This window comes from Leisingera sp. SS27 (assembly GCF_028368855.1).
Classification (GTDB): domain Bacteria; phylum Pseudomonadota; class Alphaproteobacteria; order Rhodobacterales; family Rhodobacteraceae; genus Leisingera.
Genome location: NZ_JAQNCY010000001.1, coordinates 802668 through 820288, shown reverse-complemented (window position 1 = coordinate 820288; position 17621 = coordinate 802668). Strand labels below are relative to the sequence as shown.

Annotated in this window: 16 protein-coding genes; 6 read left to right on the top strand and 10 right to left on the bottom strand. The window is 62.4% G+C overall.

Annotation, left to right across the window (positions count from 1 at the left end):
• Positions 1-18 precede the first annotated feature (18 nt).
• The 4 genes from N6L27_RS04100 to N6L27_RS04085 all read left to right on the top strand — a co-directional run bounded on the left by N6L27_RS04100 (position 19) and on the right by N6L27_RS04085 (position 6036).
• Positions 19-3393: a D-Ala-D-Ala carboxypeptidase family metallohydrolase gene (locus tag N6L27_RS04100; RefSeq protein WP_271905812.1), complete on the top strand. Its 3375-nt coding sequence runs from the start codon at positions 19-21 to the stop codon at positions 3391-3393.
• Positions 3394-3673: 280 nt separating this feature from the next.
• A protein-coding gene (locus tag N6L27_RS04095) for an IS5 family transposase (RefSeq protein ID WP_271905810.1) occupies positions 3674-4461 on the top strand; the annotation gives its coding sequence in 2 pieces (ribosomal slippage) (positions 3674-4013 and positions 4013-4461; 789 coding nt in all).
• 78 nt (positions 4462-4539) lie between these two features.
• On the top strand, positions 4540-4857 hold the full coding sequence (locus N6L27_RS04090) for a hypothetical protein (protein ID WP_271905809.1): 318 nt from the start codon (positions 4540-4542) through the stop codon (positions 4855-4857).
• A gap of 537 nt (positions 4858-5394) precedes the next feature.
• On the top strand, positions 5395-6036 hold the full coding sequence (locus N6L27_RS04085) for a hypothetical protein (RefSeq protein ID WP_271905808.1): 642 nt from the start codon (positions 5395-5397) through the stop codon (positions 6034-6036).
• Positions 6037-6079: 43 nt separating this feature from the next.
• Here N6L27_RS04085 and N6L27_RS04080 read toward each other — a convergent pair whose 3' ends face one another.
• Positions 6080-7243, bottom strand: coding sequence for an adenylate/guanylate cyclase domain-containing protein (locus N6L27_RS04080; protein ID WP_271905807.1), 1164 nt, complete (start codon positions 7241-7243; stop codon positions 6080-6082).
• Between the two features lie 117 nt (positions 7244-7360).
• Here N6L27_RS04080 and N6L27_RS04075 point away from each other — a divergent pair, with 117 nt between their 5' ends.
• Together N6L27_RS04075 and N6L27_RS04070 are read left to right on the top strand one after the other, a co-directional pair.
• Entirely contained in the window at positions 7361-8203 is an 843-nt protein-coding gene (locus N6L27_RS04075; RefSeq protein WP_271905805.1) for an ATP-binding protein, read from the top strand.
• 4 nt (positions 8204-8207) lie between these two features.
• On the top strand, positions 8208-8492 hold the full coding sequence (locus tag N6L27_RS04070) for a barstar family protein (RefSeq protein WP_271905804.1): 285 nt from the start codon (positions 8208-8210) through the stop codon (positions 8490-8492).
• An 80-nt stretch (positions 8493-8572) separates the two neighbouring features.
• Here N6L27_RS04070 and N6L27_RS04065 read toward each other — a convergent pair whose 3' ends face one another.
• The 9 genes from N6L27_RS04065 to N6L27_RS04025 all read right to left on the bottom strand — a co-directional run bounded on the left by N6L27_RS04065 (position 8573) and on the right by N6L27_RS04025 (position 17429).
• Complete coding sequence (locus tag N6L27_RS04065; protein ID WP_271905803.1) at positions 8573-9823, bottom strand: peptidoglycan DD-metalloendopeptidase family protein; 1251 nt, start codon at positions 9821-9823, stop codon at positions 8573-8575.
• 102 nt (positions 9824-9925) lie between these two features.
• Entirely contained in the window at positions 9926-10573 is a 648-nt protein-coding gene (locus N6L27_RS04060; RefSeq protein WP_260017922.1) for a protein-L-isoaspartate(D-aspartate) O-methyltransferase, read from the bottom strand.
• Positions 10570-11364 carry a 5'/3'-nucleotidase SurE gene (surE, locus tag N6L27_RS04055; protein ID WP_271905801.1) on the bottom strand — a complete coding sequence of 265 codons (795 nt, stop codon included), beginning with the start codon at positions 11362-11364 and terminating at the stop codon, positions 10570-10572. Before surE ends, N6L27_RS04060 begins: the two co-directional genes overlap by 4 nt.
• A 248-nt stretch (positions 11365-11612) precedes the next feature.
• Complete coding sequence (locus N6L27_RS04050) at positions 11613-12260, bottom strand: SDR family NAD(P)-dependent oxidoreductase (protein ID WP_271905800.1); 648 nt, start codon at positions 12258-12260, stop codon at positions 11613-11615.
• 115 nt (positions 12261-12375) lie between these two features.
• Positions 12376-12636, bottom strand: a complete 261-nt coding sequence (locus tag N6L27_RS04045; protein ID WP_271905799.1) for a hypothetical protein — start codon at positions 12634-12636, stop codon at positions 12376-12378.
• A 156-nt stretch (positions 12637-12792) separates the two neighbouring features.
• On the bottom strand, positions 12793-13380 hold the full coding sequence (locus tag N6L27_RS04040) for a DUF2199 domain-containing protein (RefSeq protein WP_271905798.1): 588 nt from the start codon (positions 13378-13380) through the stop codon (positions 12793-12795).
• 102 nt (positions 13381-13482) lie between these two features.
• Positions 13483-15003 (bottom strand): amidophosphoribosyltransferase, encoded by a 1521-nt coding sequence (gene purF / locus N6L27_RS04035; RefSeq protein WP_271905797.1) that lies wholly within the window; start codon positions 15001-15003, stop codon positions 13483-13485.
• A 362-nt stretch (positions 15004-15365) separates the two neighbouring features.
• Positions 15366-16025 carry a hypothetical protein gene (locus N6L27_RS04030; RefSeq protein ID WP_271905796.1) on the bottom strand — a complete coding sequence of 220 codons (660 nt, stop codon included), beginning with the start codon at positions 16023-16025 and terminating at the stop codon, positions 15366-15368.
• A 3-nt stretch (positions 16026-16028) separates the two neighbouring features.
• Positions 16029-17429 carry a selenium-binding protein SBP56-related protein gene (locus tag N6L27_RS04025; RefSeq protein ID WP_271905795.1) on the bottom strand — a complete coding sequence of 467 codons (1401 nt, stop codon included), beginning with the start codon at positions 17427-17429 and terminating at the stop codon, positions 16029-16031.
• Positions 17430-17621: the final 192 nt, after the last annotated feature.

Genomic DNA, 17621 nt, shown 5'->3' with positions numbered 1-17621 from the left:
GCATGGAGGACGTTGAGAATGGCAAAAGTTTCTGTTGAACAACTTATGGCGAAAATGGCCGACCCTTCGATTGAAGAAAGCGAACTGGCCCATTATTTCACCGTAGATCAGGAGGCCTCGGGCGCTTTTGCGCCGCAGTTGAAGCTCAACCCGTCCACGGTTCAGATCCCGCGCAGTGCGGATGCCGATCAGCGTACGGCGGCTTTAATGAATTCCGCCAATTGGTTCGCCCGCCTTCGTCGACAATCCCGGTTCCGCAAAGCGCTGTCAAAGGGATATGACGGACCGATCATTGTTTCAGAAGGAGACAGCTGGTTTCAGTACCCGCTTTTGTTGAAGGACACAATTGATCACCTGATGGACGACTATGCCGTGTTTTCGCTGGGCGCGGCGGGTGATTTGCTCAAGCGGATGGCGGATAAACGCGAATATGTCTCGGCCCTGCGCGCAACGGGGGCGGAAATTCTGCTGTTGTCCGGCGGTGGCAACGATCTGGTTGCCGGCGGCGCGCTTGCATCGCATCTTGAAGAGTTCGATCCCGCGCTGCAGCCCGAGGACTATTTGCTGCCATCCTTCCATCGCCTGCTGGACGATGCGCTGCACCACTATGGCCGCATGTTTCGCGAGGTGCAGACCAAATTCCCGCATGTTTCGATACTGTGCCACGGTTACGACTATCCGGTGCCGAACAAGGACCGTTGGCTGGGCAAACCGATGGAAAGCCGGGGCATCCGCAACAGATCTTTGCAAAAGGCCATCGCAGCGCGGATGATGGACAATTTCAACCGTCGACTGCGGCGGCTGGCGAATGCGATGCCGCATGTTACCTATCTGGATTGCAGGGGTGTGGTGGGCGACCACCGCTGGCATGACGGCCTGCACCCGACCGACGAAGGCTATGGCGAGGTGGCAAAGAAATTCCGCCGAGAGATCGAGGTGGTCGCCAATTCCCGCAGCGGCCCGTCGATGATCATCAGCGGCCCGTTCGGCAAGGCGTCAGAACTGTCGCGCGCGATGGCAGCTCCGCCAGTCATTGCCGGTGGTCAGCCAAATGGTATGTCGCTGCATGTCGGGTTGAATACGGTCGATCCCGATCACTATGACGGTTGGGATGGTCGGTTGACGGCCTGCGAAGCGGATGCGCAAGCCATGGAGACGCTTGCAACAGCCGAGGGCTTTGCCCCGACCCACCTGCTGACCTCGGATGCGACACGAGCAAACGTGACCGAGCAGATCCGCCGCGCTGCCCGTGACCTGAAAGGCGGCGACATGTTCCTGATGACGGTTTCGGGCCATGGCGGCCGCATTCCTGATTTCAATCAGGACGAAGATCATGATGGCGACATCAAGATGGATGAAACGCTGTGCCTCTATGACTTCCAACTGGCCGATGACGAGCTTTACATGCTGTGGTCGGAATTCCGGGCGGGTGTGCGGGTTCTGATGGTACCCGACACCTGTCATTCGGGATCGATGGTCAAGTTCGGCCCGGCCACTCCCTCCATGCTGTTCGGACGCCAGGTCGACGCACCGCTTGGGGTACGTGCGATGCCTATCAACGTTGAAGACCGGGTTTGGCGCGCGAATGAGGCTGCCTATCGCGAAGCTTCGCGGTCATACTCGGCCCTCAAGGAAAGCGTGATGACAAATCCGCTGTCGACGCCGGTCAAGGCCTCGGTTCTCAATCTGGGGGCCTGCAAGGACGAGCAGTTTGCCATGGACGGCGCACATTATGGCGCATTTACCGGCGCGTTACTGAAAGTCTGGAACACCGGGCGGTTCCCGGGGGATTACCACGCGTTCCGGGCCGAAATCGACGCCGAAATCGACAGCCCCAGCCAGACGCCGCAACTGTTCGAAAAACTCGTGTCCGACCCCGACTTTACCGGCGACAGGCCCTTTACCCTGCGTCCCGGAGGGGCCGCAACTGCCACGCACTTTCCGACAGCGCCGGTCGCAAGGGCCGAGGATGACGTCGAAGGTGACGGTGAAGAAGCCGATCAAATTGATCAGGCACTGGCAGATGCAATCCTGTCTTCCAAACTGCGCGGCGCGGGGTTCCGGGATTCGCAGGCGGCGCTGACCTGGTCCGACTATGCTGATTTCGACGCCTTCATACGGTCCCTTGGCCTCAGGCATTTTTCCACCGACGAGTTTCTGGTTCTGGGTGGTGCCCACAACACATCCGGTGGCAACTGTCAGGGAAAGAATACCTACCCGCCACGCGCACTGTGGACAAACATTGCGGAAACGGCCCGGGTGCTGGAACATCTGCGCGAACGTCTGGGCAAACCCATCGTGATAACCAACGCCTATCGCGGACCGGCCTATAACGCCTGCATCGGCGGCGCTAGCGGCAGCCAACACATGAAGTTCACCGCGCTTGATTTTCAGGTCCGGGGCATGTCGGCCCCGGATGTGGCGCAGGCGCTGCGTGTGTTGCGTGACCGCGAACACTTGTTCAAAGGAGGGATCGGGCGCTACAACAGCTTTACCCATGTGGACACGCGTGGGAACAATGCCACCTGGCCGCCCGCCTTCCGCAACAGCGCACTGCCCGCCACAACGTCGATGGCACCTGCAGGGCCGCGGAACCTGACCGAGCGTCTGGCCATGATGAACAGCCTTGAACTGGCCCCAATGCGCGGAAGACGGTCCAAAACCGGAACCTCAGCATTTGCCGATCCGGTTGTTCGGTCCTCCAACGCCTTTGATCCCAGTTCAGAGCTTGCAGAAAAGCAGCAGACCCTCTCGGCCGCTGTCAGCGCGTCCAGCGTCATTTCTTTTGTCGAAAACCTGACGCCGGGCCAGAAGGAAGACGTTCTGCTGTCAACGCTGTTTGCGCAGCGTGCTGCGGACAGTCAGTTTGATCCGGTCAATCAGCGCGAAGCCTGGTTTGCACGGTATATGGAGATATTGAGCCTACTTGGCTGGGTCCGCGAAGAGGCACCCTTTACCACAAGCCAAAAAATGCAGGGTAATGGCAGCTTTGACAAAGTGATCCTTTCCACGCTGGCCCAGGTCGCGACAGGAAACCAGTTCGAGATTGTCAAAAGCGCGATCGAGGCCCTGCGCGGTTTGTCGAACGATGATGGAAAGATCAAATTGTTCGACCTAGAAACCTCACAGACGACGGGCGGCAATTTCCAGATCGGTGCCGCTGAGGCGGCCGGAGACGTGATCAACATTGCGCTTGGAGCCTTCAATTTCACTTACGAGGACCAAAAGCAGAACATCCTATTTGTTTCCTGGGGTAAAAATGAGCTCGACTACTGGCTGGCCGCGCAAAACCTGTCGCTGAGCACGACGATCTACGATGCGGTGCGCGAGCTGGTAAAGATCCGACTGGCAGATACACGCAAAACCCTGATCGAAGATATCCCTTTAAGCTGAGTCTGAGCTTTCACCTATCTTTCGCCCATTCTGGCCAATTTTTGGGGTGGGCGAATTCTACGCTATGCAAGGCGTTATAGAGATCCCAGAATAATCGCTAAGCTGTACTGTCCAAACGCTTCTCTTACCCGAGCGCCGCGGCATCCCTTGATATTTTCCATCCCTATTGCTTCCAACCGAAGAGACATAGGCATCGCATAACAGTTCGTGTATCCGCTAGGTCGTGTTGACAAAAAGGATTCACAGCCGCCGCCAACCGTGATTCAAGCTGGTATCTGCGATGGAGACCAGCTTGGCACGAGATTTGATGTCAGACGAGGAATGGGCGTTCTTTGAACGTTTCCTCTTCACTGTCCGCGCCCCGAACGGGCGCAAACCTTCCAACCACCGCCTTGTTCTTGACGGAATTTTCTGGATCGCGCGGACGGGAGCTCCGTGGCGTGACTTACCCGAAGAGTTCGGCAAATGGTCAAGTGTCTACCGCCAGTTCCGGCGTTGGACCCTGGCCGGGCTCTGGGAGCAGATCATGGATGTGCTGAACGCAAGCGGCGCAGTGTCGGACGTGCTGCAAATGATCGGCAGCACCGTGGCTCGCGCGCACCATCAGGCTGCGGGCGCTAAAGGGGGACTCCGCGGCATGGTTTCGGCCGTTCAAGAGGTGGCTTCACGACCAAGAACCACCTCCTCGTCAATGCCGCTGGGCTGCCCATGAGAACCGAAGTCACGCCAGGGCAAACATCTGACTATATTGGCTTTGACTTGGTCATGGCTGACAATCTGCCCCAGCCAAAGATTTTGCTTGCTGACCGGGGCTACGACGCTGACAGCATTCGGAATTCTATGGCCGCCCGCGGCGTCCGGCCGGTCATCCCCATGCGCAAGTGCCGCAAGAAGCGTGTTGGCGTGGATCGTTCGCTGTATCGGCTGCGAAATCTCGTCGAACGGTGTTTCAACAAACTCAAGAACGCCCGAAGGGTCGCCACCCGCTACGACAAGACAGCCGAGAGCTTCCTTGGCTTCGTCGACATCACATCAATCCGCCTATGGCTACGCCATTTGTCAACATGACCTAGCCGCTTCGAATTTCTTCAGAAGTGGATGGAAAGCGCAGCAGCTATAGATAACCTACCTCAGGAATGCCTTGAGATGCCAAAGCTTATCTGGGCTACAACATCCGCCTTGATCGAAAACGCTTCTGATTTTATTTCACCCGTTCACTCGCTTCTGCGAAGCGCGTGCAACTCGAACGGAGAGAATTGGTCAGATGTGTGTGGGAAATTACTTTTATGGCGAACTTTCGGGGATGCTGACTTACTAATTTCTGAAGTCAGCGCCTTCTTCGCTGGTAAAGAGCTCGTTCAACAACGTCAGTCCAGCGTGCAAAAGGAAAGGTTCCGCAAGTTCCTCATTTCTGATTTGGGTGGTTTGGAGCCAAACCTTGGATTGGCGGCTGCACTAGAATGATTTCTCATATGGAACACTATACAGCTTTGGTCCATAAGAAATTCACGTAAAGAACCCAATCAGTGGTCGGCTAGAGCTCATCGCCAGAACGAAAGCCGTCATTGGCGCAGTCGCAGCGAAAGAAAACTCTGTCCGCGTCTCATTTGTCCGGCCTGGCTGCAGCGAAGGGGCGGTTTGAGCTCCGCCGATTTCTTCGGATCTGAACGACCGCAAACGGGAAGATCGCCGCGCTGCCGAAAAACTTGTGCTGCGGGAGTGGGGGTTTTCTGCATCAGCAATAGCCGCATGAGCAAAAGTCCGGAAATCCGGCATAGCTGCCCTTCGTTTATCCTGAAGGTGCTTCGTTGCGGCTGAGCGCTGCTTCGCTGCTCTGAGCTGCCCCGGGGCTGCTTCAGTCAGGTCTGCTGGCCTCCAATGGAGCCGGCCGGTCTTGCGAACGGTGATCCCAACACGCTTTCGTGAAGCACCGTCCGCTGGCGTATCTTTGCCCGGCCCCATGCGGCATCCTGCGCACAGTCCTGGAAAAGGGAGGTTTCCATGAAAACGTTTCTCACTGTCCTGACCTGCTCTGCTGCCTGCGCGCTGGCGTCTGCCTCTTATGCCGAAGACCCGCCGATGGGGTTCTTTGTCACTTCCGTTGGCCTTGGCGACGGCGGCAATCTGGGGGGCTTGGAGGGGGCGGATGCCCATTGCGCCAGCCTGGCAGAAGCGGCGGGCTCAACAGGGCGCACCTGGCGCGCTTATCTCAGCACGCAGGAGGAAGGGAAGCGCGGCATCTCGGCCCGTTCGCGCATCGGCACCGGCCCCTGGTACAACGCCAACGGCGAGCTGATCGCGGTCGATCTGGACCAGCTTCATATCATGCCGAACCTCTATGCCCGTACCGCGGTGGATGAGAACGGCAACCGCATCAAGGGCCGCGGCGACAGCCCGAACGAGCATGACATCCTGACCGGCACCCAGGAGGACGGCACTGCCTATTTCCCCTGGCAGGAGGGCGACAAGACCTGCTCGAACTGGACCTCCAACGGCGAAGGGTCTGCCACAGTCGGCCACCATGACCGCCACGGCGGCGGCAACACCTCCTGGAACGCGGCGCATAACTCGCGCGGTTGCAGTGCCGATAACCTGCGCTCCACCGGCGGCAACGGCTATTTCTACTGCTTCGCGGCAGACTGAGCAGGCAAATCACGGAAAGGCGCGCTTGATCGGACGCGTCTTCCTATGCGGCGTCAACGTGCAGGAAGAAGACCTCGACCGGATCGGATATGCCGCGCACGCTGCGGGTCCCGCAGCTGGAAAACAGGTCCGGGGCAGCCGCAGCGACGGCTGAGGATGCCAGAACGGAATGCCCGGTCGATTTCGTTAGACCCTCGATCCGGCTTGCAAGGTTCACTGCGGCGCCGAGCACGGTGAAATCCAGCCTTCCGGGGCTGCCGATATTGCCATAGCTCACCCGGCCCGCATTCAAGCCGATGCCGATCTCCAGCGGCGGCTTGCCTGTTTCAGCGCGGGCGCCGTTCACCGCAGCAAGCCCGGTAAGCGCCTGCTGCGCTGCCTGAGCAGCCTGGCGGCACTGATCCGCGCGGCTGCTTCCGTCAGCGGCTGGAAAAATGGACAGAATGCCGTCTCCCATGAATTTCAGGACGTCGCCGCCCGCTTCCTCAACCGCCTGCACCACCACGTCGAAATAGGTGTTCAGGACGCCGAACACCTCTTCTTCGCTGGCGGTGTCAGACAAGGCGGTGAAGCCGCGCAGGTCGGTGAACATGACAACGGCGTCCAGCGCCGTGCGCTCGCCGCGTTTGATGGAGCCGTTCCAGACCGCCTCCGACGGGCCATCGCCGAGATAAGTCCGCAGCAGGCTGCGTGACGATTTGCGCATGGTGACGGGTTCCAGCGCGCAAGAGAGGGCGGGCAGGGCGGCCTCTATCATCTCCAGGTTTTCCGCCGTGAACCCGTTGTCCGCCTGGGTGACAAAGGTGCAGCCGTGCATGGACCCGTCGCCGTAATACATGAGCGTTGCATAGTAATCGGTGCCGCCGGCCTCCGCGAACTCATGATAGGAAATGTGATCGGCCTCCGGGTCGAGCCCGCGCAGGCTTTTGTGCAGCGGGCGGCGGTGGGCCAGAATGTACTCAAACGAGCTGCCGACGTAACTGTCCGTCTGCATCACATCATGGGTGACGTCGTAGCTTTCTGCGCCCTCCGGCGTCCAGACCACACCCCAGGCAATCAGCAGCGGGTTCGCGAACCGCTGCCCGATGTTGACCCGCCACAACGGCACGCCGGCCGCAATCAGGTCCGTGCAGAAGCGGGACACGGCCTTGACCGGATCGCCCGACCGGCGGCCTTCGGTTATCATCCAGCGGGAGAGTTCTTCCATGGCGTCCATGGGGACAGGTTATACTTAAGGTTTGCAGCAGAACAGATGCCGGCTTGCCCTTGCCGCTTGCCCCTGAACATGCTTTGAAATCCCGCAACTGACGCACGGAGGCTTCCCATGGACCAGATCGCATTGACCCGCATTGCCGAGGCGCTGGAGCGGATGTCGCCCGCGCCGCTGGAAACCCCGGATTTCAACGCGGCCGCCGCCTTTGTCTGGCATGTTGGACCGGAGCGGCTGGAGCCGGTGGAAGCCGTGAACCGGGTTGATCTGAACCTGCTAGTCGGCATCAACCGCTCCCGCGATACCTTGCTGGAGAACACCCGGCGGTTTGCCCAAGGCTTTGCTGCCAACAATGCGCTGTTGTGGGGCGCGCGGGGGATGGGGAAATCCAGCCTCGTGAAAGCCGTGCACGGGGCGCTGGCGGCGGATCACCCGGAGCTGAAGCTGGTGGAGCTGCAGCGCGAGGATCTGCCTTCGGTCGCGCGGCTGCTGGGGCACCTGCGCGGGTCGGAGCACCGGTTTATCCTGTTCTGCGATGACCTGTCGTTCAGCCATGACGACCAGCATTACAAGAGCCTCAAGGCGGTACTGGACGGCGGTATCGAAGGGCGGCCGGAGAACGTGGTGTTCTATGCCACCTCCAACCGCCGCCACCTGATGCCGCGGGACATGATCGAGAACGAGCGCTCCAGTGCCATCAACCCGTCGGAGGCGGTGGAGGAAAAGGTCTCGCTGTCGGACCGGTTCGGGCTGTGGCTGGGATTCCACCCCTGTGATCAGGATGAGTATCTGGCAATGATCGAGGGCTACTGCGCCGCCTATGGCGTCGAGGTGGACGCAGAGAAGCTGCGCGCCGAGGCCGTTGAATGGCAAGCCACCCGCGGCGCACGCTCGGGCCGGGTGGCCTGGCAGTTCTTCACCGATCTGGCCGGGCGGCACGGGGTGGCCTTGCGCTGAGGCCATGAAGCAGATTTCAGCCGATATCTCCGCTTGCCGTACCGCAGACGAGGTTTACGATGTTCTCCTTGCGGTGTTGGAGGCTCCGGACTGGCATGGGAGAAATCTGGATGCCTTGTGGGACTGCCTGGTCAACGGCGACAATGGCTTGTGCCCACCATTCTCGATTACTTTCAACGGCAGCGAAAGACTGCCACCCAGTTTGGTTGAGTTGCCAGAGAAAATTCAAAAAGTTTTTGATGAAGCGAGGGAAGTCGAGAGTATTGAAGCCTTCTTAGTGCTCGCTTGACCCGAAATTCAGCCAGACGAGTTTCAAAAAAGCCCGGTCAATTGGCCGGGCTTTTCTTTATTAACAGTCTGTTGCTGCTGTCAGTTCAGGTAGTTCAGCGGGTCGATGCTTTCGAAGCCGTCGCGCACCTCGAAATGCACGTAAGCGTCGTCACCGCCGCGCAGCGAGGCGATGCGCTGACCGCGGACCACGCTGTCGCCTTTCTTCACGGTAATATTGCCGACGTTCTGGTAGACCGTCAGCAGCTTCTGGCTGTGGCGGATCACCACGATCGGCACATTGCTGGAATCCTTGGTGATTGCCGCCACGGTGCCGGCTTCGGCCGCATTCACCGGCGCGCCGGCGGGGCCGGCAATGTCGATGCCGTCATTGCTGCCCTTGGAGTAGGTCTTGATGATCTTGCCTTGCACCGGATAGGCCATTGCCGCGCTGCTGCTGCGGGTGGGTTCGGGCAGCTCCGGCTTGGGCAGGGTCTCCGCAGCGGGTTTGACCGCAGCCGGTTCGACCTTCTCCTCCGGCAGCGGTTTGCTGGCGCTGGGCGGCACCGGCGTCTCGGACCCTGCGCCCGGCTCTGTCACTACCACGGGGGCCGCTGCAGCGGCAGGCGTCACCTCGGCGGCGGGCTGCTCTTTCAGCGGGATCAGCAGGTACTGGCCTTCGCGTACCGCAAAATCGCTGCCCAGCCCGTTCCATTCCGCCAGCGACTTCACAGGCACTTGGTAAAGCCGCGAGATGGTATAGGCGGTCTCGCCGCGCTTCACCTTGTGGCGCACCGGTTCCGGGCCGGACTGCACTTTCGCAGGCTGCGGGTTGGGCACAGGCTGGATTTCGGTTGTGGTCACGGAGCCTGCATTGGGCGAGGTCAGCGGCGCGCTGTCGATGGCCTCGCCCGCCAGCGTGGCAATGTCGACAGACCCCGGCGCCGCGGCGCCGGGCTGGCTGGCAGGCGCGCGGCGCGGCAGTGCCAGAACTTCGCCCTGGCGCATCGCGTCGCCGGGTTCCATTCCGTTGAACCGGGCGACCTCGCCGGCGGGCAGGCCGATGCGGGCGGCCACATCACCCACCGTGTCGCCGCGCTGGGCCACGGCCACCTGGTAAGACGGGTAGGAAATCAGCCCGCGGGCGTCGGGCGCAGGGCGGTTCGCGGTGGCGGATTGCGCGGCGGTGGTGGTGTTGAAACCGCCGATCTGGCCGCGCAGGTCATAGTCCAGCGGGCTCTGGCAGGCTGCCAGCGCACCGGCCAGCGGCAGTACGGCCAGCAGCCGGGCCCGGGGCAGCACCGAATGGGGCAGGCCGCGGAACACGGTCCGGGCGGGGGGGATCCGGGTCATTTCGCTCTCCTCAAAACACGCATCCCCTTTTTCGCGGGGATTCTCTCGCGTCAATCACTATAGCCGATGCCTTTTGCGGCTCGGCTGAATTCCGCCGCCAGTTTACGTGTCTTTCCCCAGGCCCTCAAGCAGGGGAACAAAGCGCACCGGGCGCAACTCGTCGTACTCCAGCCCGTCCTCTGTCTTGCGGACCCGGATCAGGGTCTGGACGTGGTCCGACTGGCCGACCGGCAGCACCATGATGCCGCCCGTTTTGAGCTGCGCCAGGAGCGGCCCGGGCGGGTCCTCCGCCGCGGCGGTCACGATGATGCGGTCAAACGGCGCCTGTTCGCTCAGCCCGTGGCTGCCATCGCCGACCAGCGAGGTCACATTGGCCAGCTGCAGCTGCTCAAACACCATCCGCGCCTCGCGCACCAGCCGGGCATGGCGGTCGATGGTATAGACCCGGCGTGCCAGCTTCGACAGGATCGCCGCCTGGTAGCCGGAGCCGGTGCCGACCTCCAGCACCGTGTCGCGCGGGCTGACCTGCAGCGCTTGGGTCATCATGCCCACCACGGAAGGCTGCGATATGGTCTGGCCGCAGGCAATCGGCAGCGGCACGTCCTCATAGGCGCGTTCCGCAAAGATGCCGCGCACGAACAGCCCGCGGTCGATCTCCTCGATCGCCTCCAGCACCTTCTGGTCGGTCACCCCGCGCGAGCGCACGGAGTAGACAAACTGCATCTTGGTTTGCGCGTCGGGTCCGCTCATGCGCCGGTGCTCTCAATTGCTTTCAGCGCGTCCATAGCATCGCGTGCAGTCAGGTCGGCACGCATCGGGGTGACGGAGATATACCCGTCGAGGTTCACGGCCGCATCAGAGCCGGATGCGGTTTCCACATGCTGGTTGCCGCCGCGGATCCACAAATAGCGGCGGCCGGTGGGCGACAGCTGCTCCTCAGCCGAAAAATGGCTGCCGCGGCGGAAGCCCTGCGGCGCGACCCGCGCGCCCTTCACATCCGCAGCCGGCACCGGCGGGAAGTTGATGTTGTAAAACAGCCGGTAGTCCTGATTGTCATGCGGCTGGGCTGCCAGGATCTTCTTCACCAGCGCGGCGCCATGCACGGCAGAGGCTTCGAACGGATTTTCCGTCTCGCGGTTGGCGGGCCCGTAATACTGCGACAGTGCCATTGCCGGGATGCCCTGCAGCGCGGCCTCCATCGCGCCGCCCAGGGTACCGGAATAGAGCGCGTTTTCAGCCGAGTTGTTGCCGCGGTTCACGCCTGACAGCACCAGATCCGGTTTTGACCCATGCATCGCCACATGGATGCCGGCCAGCACGCAGTCCGCGGGCGAGCCTTCTGCGGCGAAGCGGCGCTCGCCCAGCTGGCTCAGCATGGTGGGGCGGGTGTAGCTGATGCAGTGGCCGACGCCGGACTGCTCAAATGCGGGCGCCACGGTCCAGACCTCGCCATCGGGGCCTGCGACCTCATGGGCGATGGCGTCCAGAACCTTCAGCCCTTCGGCGCTGATGCCGTCGTCATTGGTGATCAGAATGCGCATGGGGTGCCTGCCGTCTTCAACCGGGTTTTCGATTGAATAGGACCTGCACCTGAAGGGGGCAAGGATTTCGCAGGGAGAAGCCGGATCCGCGGCAAAGCGGGGCAGGGAGGCAACAGGCGGGACGTCCGGGCAGGACAGCCGGGCGGGGCAGGGGCGGGCTCCCGCGCCTTTGGCCTGCATCAAGAGATGCCGTCCAAAGCCTTGGGCCGGGCGCCGCGCAGGAGCGCGGCGCGGACCGGTCTGAGAGGTCAGTCCGCCAGGATCAGCGGCAGCAGTCGCGCGGCCTCGTCCTGGATCGGCGTCAGCGCTTCGCGGTCCTCGCCCGGGTGGAAACGGGCGCGCAGCGCCGTGGCCATGGGCTGCGGCTCCAGGATCTTGACCTTCGGGCCGGTGCGCTCTGTTTCGGCCTGCCAGCTGCGGGCCAGCGCCATCTGCGCCGCCTTGGTGGCGCCGTAGGTGCCATAGAATTTCTCGCCGGCCTTGGGGTCGTCAAAGAATACCGCGCGGCCAGATTGACCGAGGAGCGGTGCCACATAGGGGATCAGCACCGAAGTGGCGGTGGCGTTGATTGCCACGGCCTTGGTCCAGTCCTTGGGCGCGACTGACGGCGCCGGGCACAGAGCCGTTGCATGGATCGCGGTGTGCAGCCACAGGTCCAGCTCGCCCCAGCGGTCATGGATGCCGCGGCAGAGCGTCGCCATCGCCTCCGGCACGGTGATGTCCATCGGCGCCAGGGTGGCAGAGCCGCCCGCCGCCTTGATGCGGTCGTCCAGCTCTTCCAGCGCGCCGGTGGTGCGGGCGACGGCAACGATGTGATGGGTGGGCGCAAGCGCTTCGGCGAGGGCGTTGCCCAGGCCGCGCGATGCGCCAGTGATGAGAGCGATTTTGTCTGTCATGGCCGCCTTCTTGGGCCGCCCGCGCGGGCAGGTCAAGAGGCGGAAGGCAGCGCCGGGGATTTTCGAAAATCCTTGGCAAATTTCCTGGAAGGAATTTGCGCTGCAGCCCGCCTGATCAGCTGCCCGGCATAACCAGGCGTCTGGTTTCCCCGCGCTGGTTCAGAACCAGACCCTGGGCGTCGATGGCAATCACCTGGCCCTGCGACAGCTTGGTGCCGCGCTTCACTTCACGGGTGCGGCCGGAGGGCAGGCGGATCAGCGCGCTCATGCTGTTCTCAGGCCCGTAGATCCCCAGCAGGCTCAGGTTGCTGCGGTTCACTGCATTGGTCTGGGTTGCCAGCCCCGCCACCTTGGCGGAGGTCTGCTCGTTCGCCATCTTGTCCGTCCTTCGTTGATCGGAAAGGCATCTGGCGTGCCGGCGCAGGTGTTTCAAGCAGGCAAAACGGGCCTCGGCGGAAAGCTGCAGCTGGCTGAGTGGAGGACCGCCGACGGCCCCGCGTCAGGCTGCTTGCACCGGGCCTTGGGTCATGACTCAGGCGTCATAGACCAGCGACGGCAGGTCGTGCCCGTATGCATAAAGCAGCTCCAGAAGCTCCTCCAGCTCTGCCCCGTCCTTTTGCAGCGGGTAGAGCGGGTGGTTCTGTTCGGTGACCTTCAGCTCCGGGTACTGGCCGCCGGGGCGCATTTCCAGCATGCAGCCCGCAGGCAGCGGCATGTCCGGCGGGATGGCATTGGCCAGCCAGGCCGGGCGGTCGCCCAGCTTGTCGGTCTCGCGCATCTCAAAGAGGTCGAGATAGGCGTCGAAATCATCGCGGCTGAGGCTGGCCCAGGTGCCCAGGATGAACTCCTCGCCGCGGGTGCCGTTCAATGGAATTGCCAGCACCGCCCGGACAAAGCGCAGATCGCCGAGGCGGCAGAAGTCCTCGGTCAGGATGTCGCCGCGGGTGGCGAGGACGGCAGAGTTGTCCTCCACCTCAATGTCCTCGGAACAGATGTCGGGCCGGTCGCAGCTGAGGCTGAGCAATTGCGCAAAGGTCGCGCCGCAGCAGCGGCACTGGCGCGGGGAAGTCAGCATGCGGGCAAGATGCGCGTCCAAGGAGCGGCCTTTCGTCAGGAGCATAGGAAAAGGCGCGGGCCGTCATGGCCAGCGCCTCCCCATGCAAAGTTCCGGGCCCTCATAGACGCATGCGGGCCAAAGTTCAAACCCCTGTTGGGGCAGGCCTCAGCCGGTGGCCAGCTTGGAGGCGTTCCAGGAGGCACCCGGTGCGGGCATGTCCTGGATCTTGGCGCTGACCCGGCTGCTGCTTTCCAGCGTCTCCAGGTACTCTTCGGTGACGCCGGTGATGTAGTTGCCGTCAAAGCAGGAGCAATCGAAGCCCTGGATGTCCGGGTTGCCTTCCTGCGCCGCCCAGATCAGGTCTTCGAGTTTCTGGTAGAACAGCGCATCGGCGCCCAGCTCCTCGCGGATTTCCTCGATGCTGAGGCCGTTTGCGATCAGCTCATGCTTGGTTGGCATGTCGATGCCATAAACGTTCGGGTAGACCACCGGCGGCGAGGCAGAGGCGATATAGACCTTCTTGGCGCCGGCCTCGCGGCACATCTGCACGATCTTCTTGATGGTGTTGCCGCGCACGATGGAATCGTCGATCAGCAGCACGTTGCGGTCCTTGAACTCCAGCGGGATCGCATTGAGCTTGCGGCGCACCGATTTCTGACGCTCGGCCTGGCCCGGCATGATGAAGGTGCGGCCGACGTAGCGGTTCTTCACCAGCCCCTCGCGGTAGCGGATGCCGGTGGAGTTGGCGACTTCCAGCGCCACGGGGCGGGCCGAATCAGGCACCGGGATGATGCTGTCGATTTCGAGCCCTGACTCCTGGATCTGCTTGGCCAGCGCCTGGCCCATGCGCAGCTGGGTCTTGTAGACCGAAACGCCATCCATCATCGAGTCCGGGCGCGCCAGGTAGACATATTCAAAGATGCAGGGGGTCAGCTTGCCCTCGACCGCCTGGAAGGTATGCAGGTTGCCGTCCAGGTCGATCAGCACCGCCTCGCCTGCCTTCACATCGCGGACCTTCTCAAAGCCGTTGATGCCAAAGGCCACGTCCTCAGACGCAATGCAGTAATCGTCGCCTTCGCCTTGCGCGGGGCGCTTGCCCAGCGACAGCGGCCGGATGCCATGCGGGTCGCGGAAGGCAAGCATGCCGATACCGGCAATCATGCACAGCACCGAATAGGCGCCCTGCACCCGCTCCATAGTCATCTTGACGCCGGCAAAGATGTTGCGGATCGGCTCGGCGTTGCCATTGACCTTTATCGCATCGGCGACCTTGTCGGCCAGGACGTTCAGCAGAATTTCGGAATCGGAGGTGGTGCGCAGATGGCGGCTGTATTTGCCGGTCACCTTCTCGCGCTGCTCGGCGGTATTGGTGATATTGCCGTTGTGGACCAGGTAGATGCCGTAAGGCGCGTTCACGAAGAACGGCTGCGCCTCGGCGGCGCTGAGGGAGCCCGCGGTGGGGTAGCGCACATGGCCCATGCCGACCCGGCCCGTGAGGGTTTCCGCGTCCGTCGGCCCGAACACATCCTTGACCAGGCCGTTCGCCTTGCGCTCGCGGAAGAACTCGCCGGTGTAGGTCACGATGCCCGAGGCGTCCTGGCCGCGGTGCTGCAGCATCAGAAGCCCGTCATAAATCTCTGCAAAGACTTCCGTGTCCCGGCTTGCGATCCCCAAAATCCCGCACATTGGCTGGCTCCAATCCCGATTAGTCCGATGGCTGATGGAAGCGGCTTGGCCGGCAGTCTAGCGCATTTTTGCGCGCCCGCGCCATTCCGGAGGCACCAAAGCGGCTGGCCGGCAAAACGTCCGGAGCCTGATGGCCGCTTGCAGTCCCGCAACCCGGCGCCGCGCGCATCAGGTCAGGTCCACAAGGGCAGGCGGGCAGCGTCTGCAGCAGCGGCAAGGCGGTGTGGCTCCGAATCCGTTTCCTGTTCGCGCCCTCACATAGAGGCTTTCGCGGCGTCTGTCATCAAAGGATCACATTTCCCTTCTGCGCTGCGGCAATAGGGGCGGTTTGCCGAGTATGCGGGCAGGGCGCGCCGCTGCAATCAATGCAGCGTCAGCAGCGACACTGCGCCGACCAGCACCAGGCTCAGCGCCCAGACCAGATCCAGGTTGAACCAGCCGCGGGACAGGAACTTCAGCCCCAGCCAGTGGTAGACGCCAAAGGCCATGGCGCCGCCCGCCAGCGTCATCGCCAGCGTATGGGCCAAGGCCACCATCATGGCGATGCCCGCGCTGCCGGTCATCAGCGCCCCGGCGGCAGCATGTCCGGCATCTGTTTCCACCGTGGCGCATAGCCCCAGATAGATCGGCACCAGCATCAGCCCGGCGCCATGCGCCATCGCCGCCAGGAACGACCATAGCGCCAGCCGCGACGGCGGCACCCGGGCCAGCAGGCGCGGGTGGCGGCGGTTCCACAGAAGATACAGCCCCAGGGCAATCACCAGGCAGGCGGCGCCGATCTGGATTTCGCGCTGCCATTCGGCCAGCACCAGCAGCATCGAGAACGGAAACAGCACCGCTGCCATCGCCAGAAGATGCCCCGCCGCCAGCGCGGCCAGCGCCCGCCACAGGCTGCCCTGCGCGCGCTCCATCAGCGCGGCTGAGACCGCCAGCGGCCAGCCCATGCCGGGGTTCACGCCGTGATAGACGCCGGAAAGCGCGACGGCCCCCCACAGGGCCGCCGCCGTGCTGATCTCTGCCACGCGTCAGACGGAGGGGTAGCAGAAGCTGTCGGTGGAGCAGTCGCCGCCTTCCAGCCGGATCTGGTGGCTGCGGTAGCCCTTCGGGAACTCGACATAGAAGTCCTTGTCCAGCTCCAGCCCGCCGTTTTCGCCGACGTTGGCCATCACCATCTGGCCGCCCACGGCATCGGGATAGAACTGGTCGTCCCAGGTGGAATAGAGCGAGTTGGTCCAGTAGACCCGCTTGCCGTCGCGGCTGATCTCCACCATCTGCGGGCCATAAGCGAAATCCTTGCCGTTCGGGTGCTTGGCGCCGCGCGCGATGCCGCCAAGCTCGACCTTGCCGGCCAGCTTGGGGTTCATCGGGTCGGAGACATCATACTGATGCATCTCGCCCAGCCCCCAGCAGGCCACATAAAGGTATCTGTCGTCCAGGCTCAGGTCGATGTCGGTGACAAGGGGTGGCACCGCTTCGAACCCCTGCAACAGCGGCGGCAGGTTTTCGGCCTTCTCCGGTCGCGGGTCGATGGTGATGGTCTTCTTGGCCTCAAAGGTGCCATCGTCCTTCTGCCACCATGTGAAGATCGAGCCTTGCAAGTTGGTGGTGTCCACCACCACGCCGCAGAACCCGTAATCGCGTGAGGGATCATGCGCCGGGCGGATTTCCAGCGCCATCTGGTGGTTCTCGCCCAGGTCGATGGTCTGCACGTTCTTGCGCTGGCGCAGGTTCCAGAAGTGGATCGAATGGCCGTATTTGTTGCTCAGCAGGTCCTCTGCCACGATGCCGTTCTCAAACTGCGGCGGCAGGCCCCATTCGGAACTCACCATGTAATCGCGCGGCAGGTTCCACCAGAAATCATAATGCTTGTCCTGTTTGCCGCGGTCCATTTCATAGCGGCCCAGGATCTCGAAGGTTTCGCAATCCATGATGAAGATGCCCGGCGGCCCGTCGGTGCCGTCTTTGCCGCCGCCGCCCAGGGTCGAGACATAGATGCCTTCGGGGCCGCAATGGATGGTGTGCGGGCGCGAGTAGCCGGTCTTGGCAAAAACCTCCTCCGGCTCAATGATCTTGTGGATCTTCGCCTTCAGCGGCTCTTTCACGTCCACCACATAAATCCGGCTGGAGCGGATGCCCGGAATGATCAGGTAGCGCCGCTCCAGGAACGCGTGGCCCGACAGGGGCGACAGGGAGGAGGAGCAGGCGTTCCAGCCGAAATGGTGAAACTCATCGCCCTTGTTGGGCATGATCAGCTGATGAACGATCTGGCCATAGGTATCTGAGCCCGGGTCGACATCGACCACCGCCAGCCCGTCCGGCTGCGAAAAATCCGGGCTCAGCATCAGTGTGAACGCCAGCTTTTCCGCTGGGGCCTCCATCGCCAGTTTGGGTGTTGCGTGAAATGTTGGGTCAGGCCGCAAGTTCATCGTCAAATCCTCCCTAAATACCGGGCGCCGGTTGCTCTGCGGTGCCTTTGGCGCCTGCGGGGATGCTGGCATACATATATTTTCCGGGCAACTTTTTCCGGAAATGCCCCTGCGTATGGAACGTGCGTTCCGCAATTCCGCGGAAATGCCCGGGGTGGAACCCTGCCAGTCTCTCCGGGCCGCCAAAAGAAT

Coding starts and splice junctions, on each gene's coding strand:
- N6L27_RS04100 (WP_271905812.1), top strand. CDS start 19: ATGGCAAAAGTTTCTGTTGAACAACTTATGGCGAAAATGGCCGACCCT.
- N6L27_RS04090 (WP_271905809.1), top strand. CDS start 4,540: ATGCCAAAGCTTATCTGGGCTACAACATCCGCCTTGATCGAAAACGCT.
- N6L27_RS04085 (WP_271905808.1), top strand. CDS start 5,395: ATGAAAACGTTTCTCACTGTCCTGACCTGCTCTGCTGCCTGCGCGCTG.
- N6L27_RS04080 (WP_271905807.1), bottom strand. CDS start 7,243: ATGGAAGAACTCTCCCGCTGGATGATAACCGAAGGCCGCCGGTCGGGC.
- N6L27_RS04075 (WP_271905805.1), top strand. CDS start 7,361: ATGGACCAGATCGCATTGACCCGCATTGCCGAGGCGCTGGAGCGGATG.
- N6L27_RS04070 (WP_271905804.1), top strand. CDS start 8,208: ATGAAGCAGATTTCAGCCGATATCTCCGCTTGCCGTACCGCAGACGAG.
- N6L27_RS04065 (WP_271905803.1), bottom strand. CDS start 9,823: ATGACCCGGATCCCCCCCGCCCGGACCGTGTTCCGCGGCCTGCCCCAT.
- N6L27_RS04060 (WP_260017922.1), bottom strand. CDS start 10,573: ATGAGCGGACCCGACGCGCAAACCAAGATGCAGTTTGTCTACTCCGTG.
- surE (WP_271905801.1), bottom strand. CDS start 11,364: ATGCGCATTCTGATCACCAATGACGACGGCATCAGCGCCGAAGGGCTG.
- N6L27_RS04050 (WP_271905800.1), bottom strand. CDS start 12,260: ATGACAGACAAAATCGCTCTCATCACTGGCGCATCGCGCGGCCTGGGC.
- N6L27_RS04045 (WP_271905799.1), bottom strand. CDS start 12,636: ATGGCGAACGAGCAGACCTCCGCCAAGGTGGCGGGGCTGGCAACCCAG.
- N6L27_RS04040 (WP_271905798.1), bottom strand. CDS start 13,380: ATGCTCCTGACGAAAGGCCGCTCCTTGGACGCGCATCTTGCCCGCATG.
- purF (WP_271905797.1), bottom strand. CDS start 15,003: ATGTGCGGGATTTTGGGGATCGCAAGCCGGGACACGGAAGTCTTTGCA.
- N6L27_RS04025 (WP_271905795.1), bottom strand. CDS start 17,429: ATGAACTTGCGGCCTGACCCAACATTTCACGCAACACCCAAACTGGCG.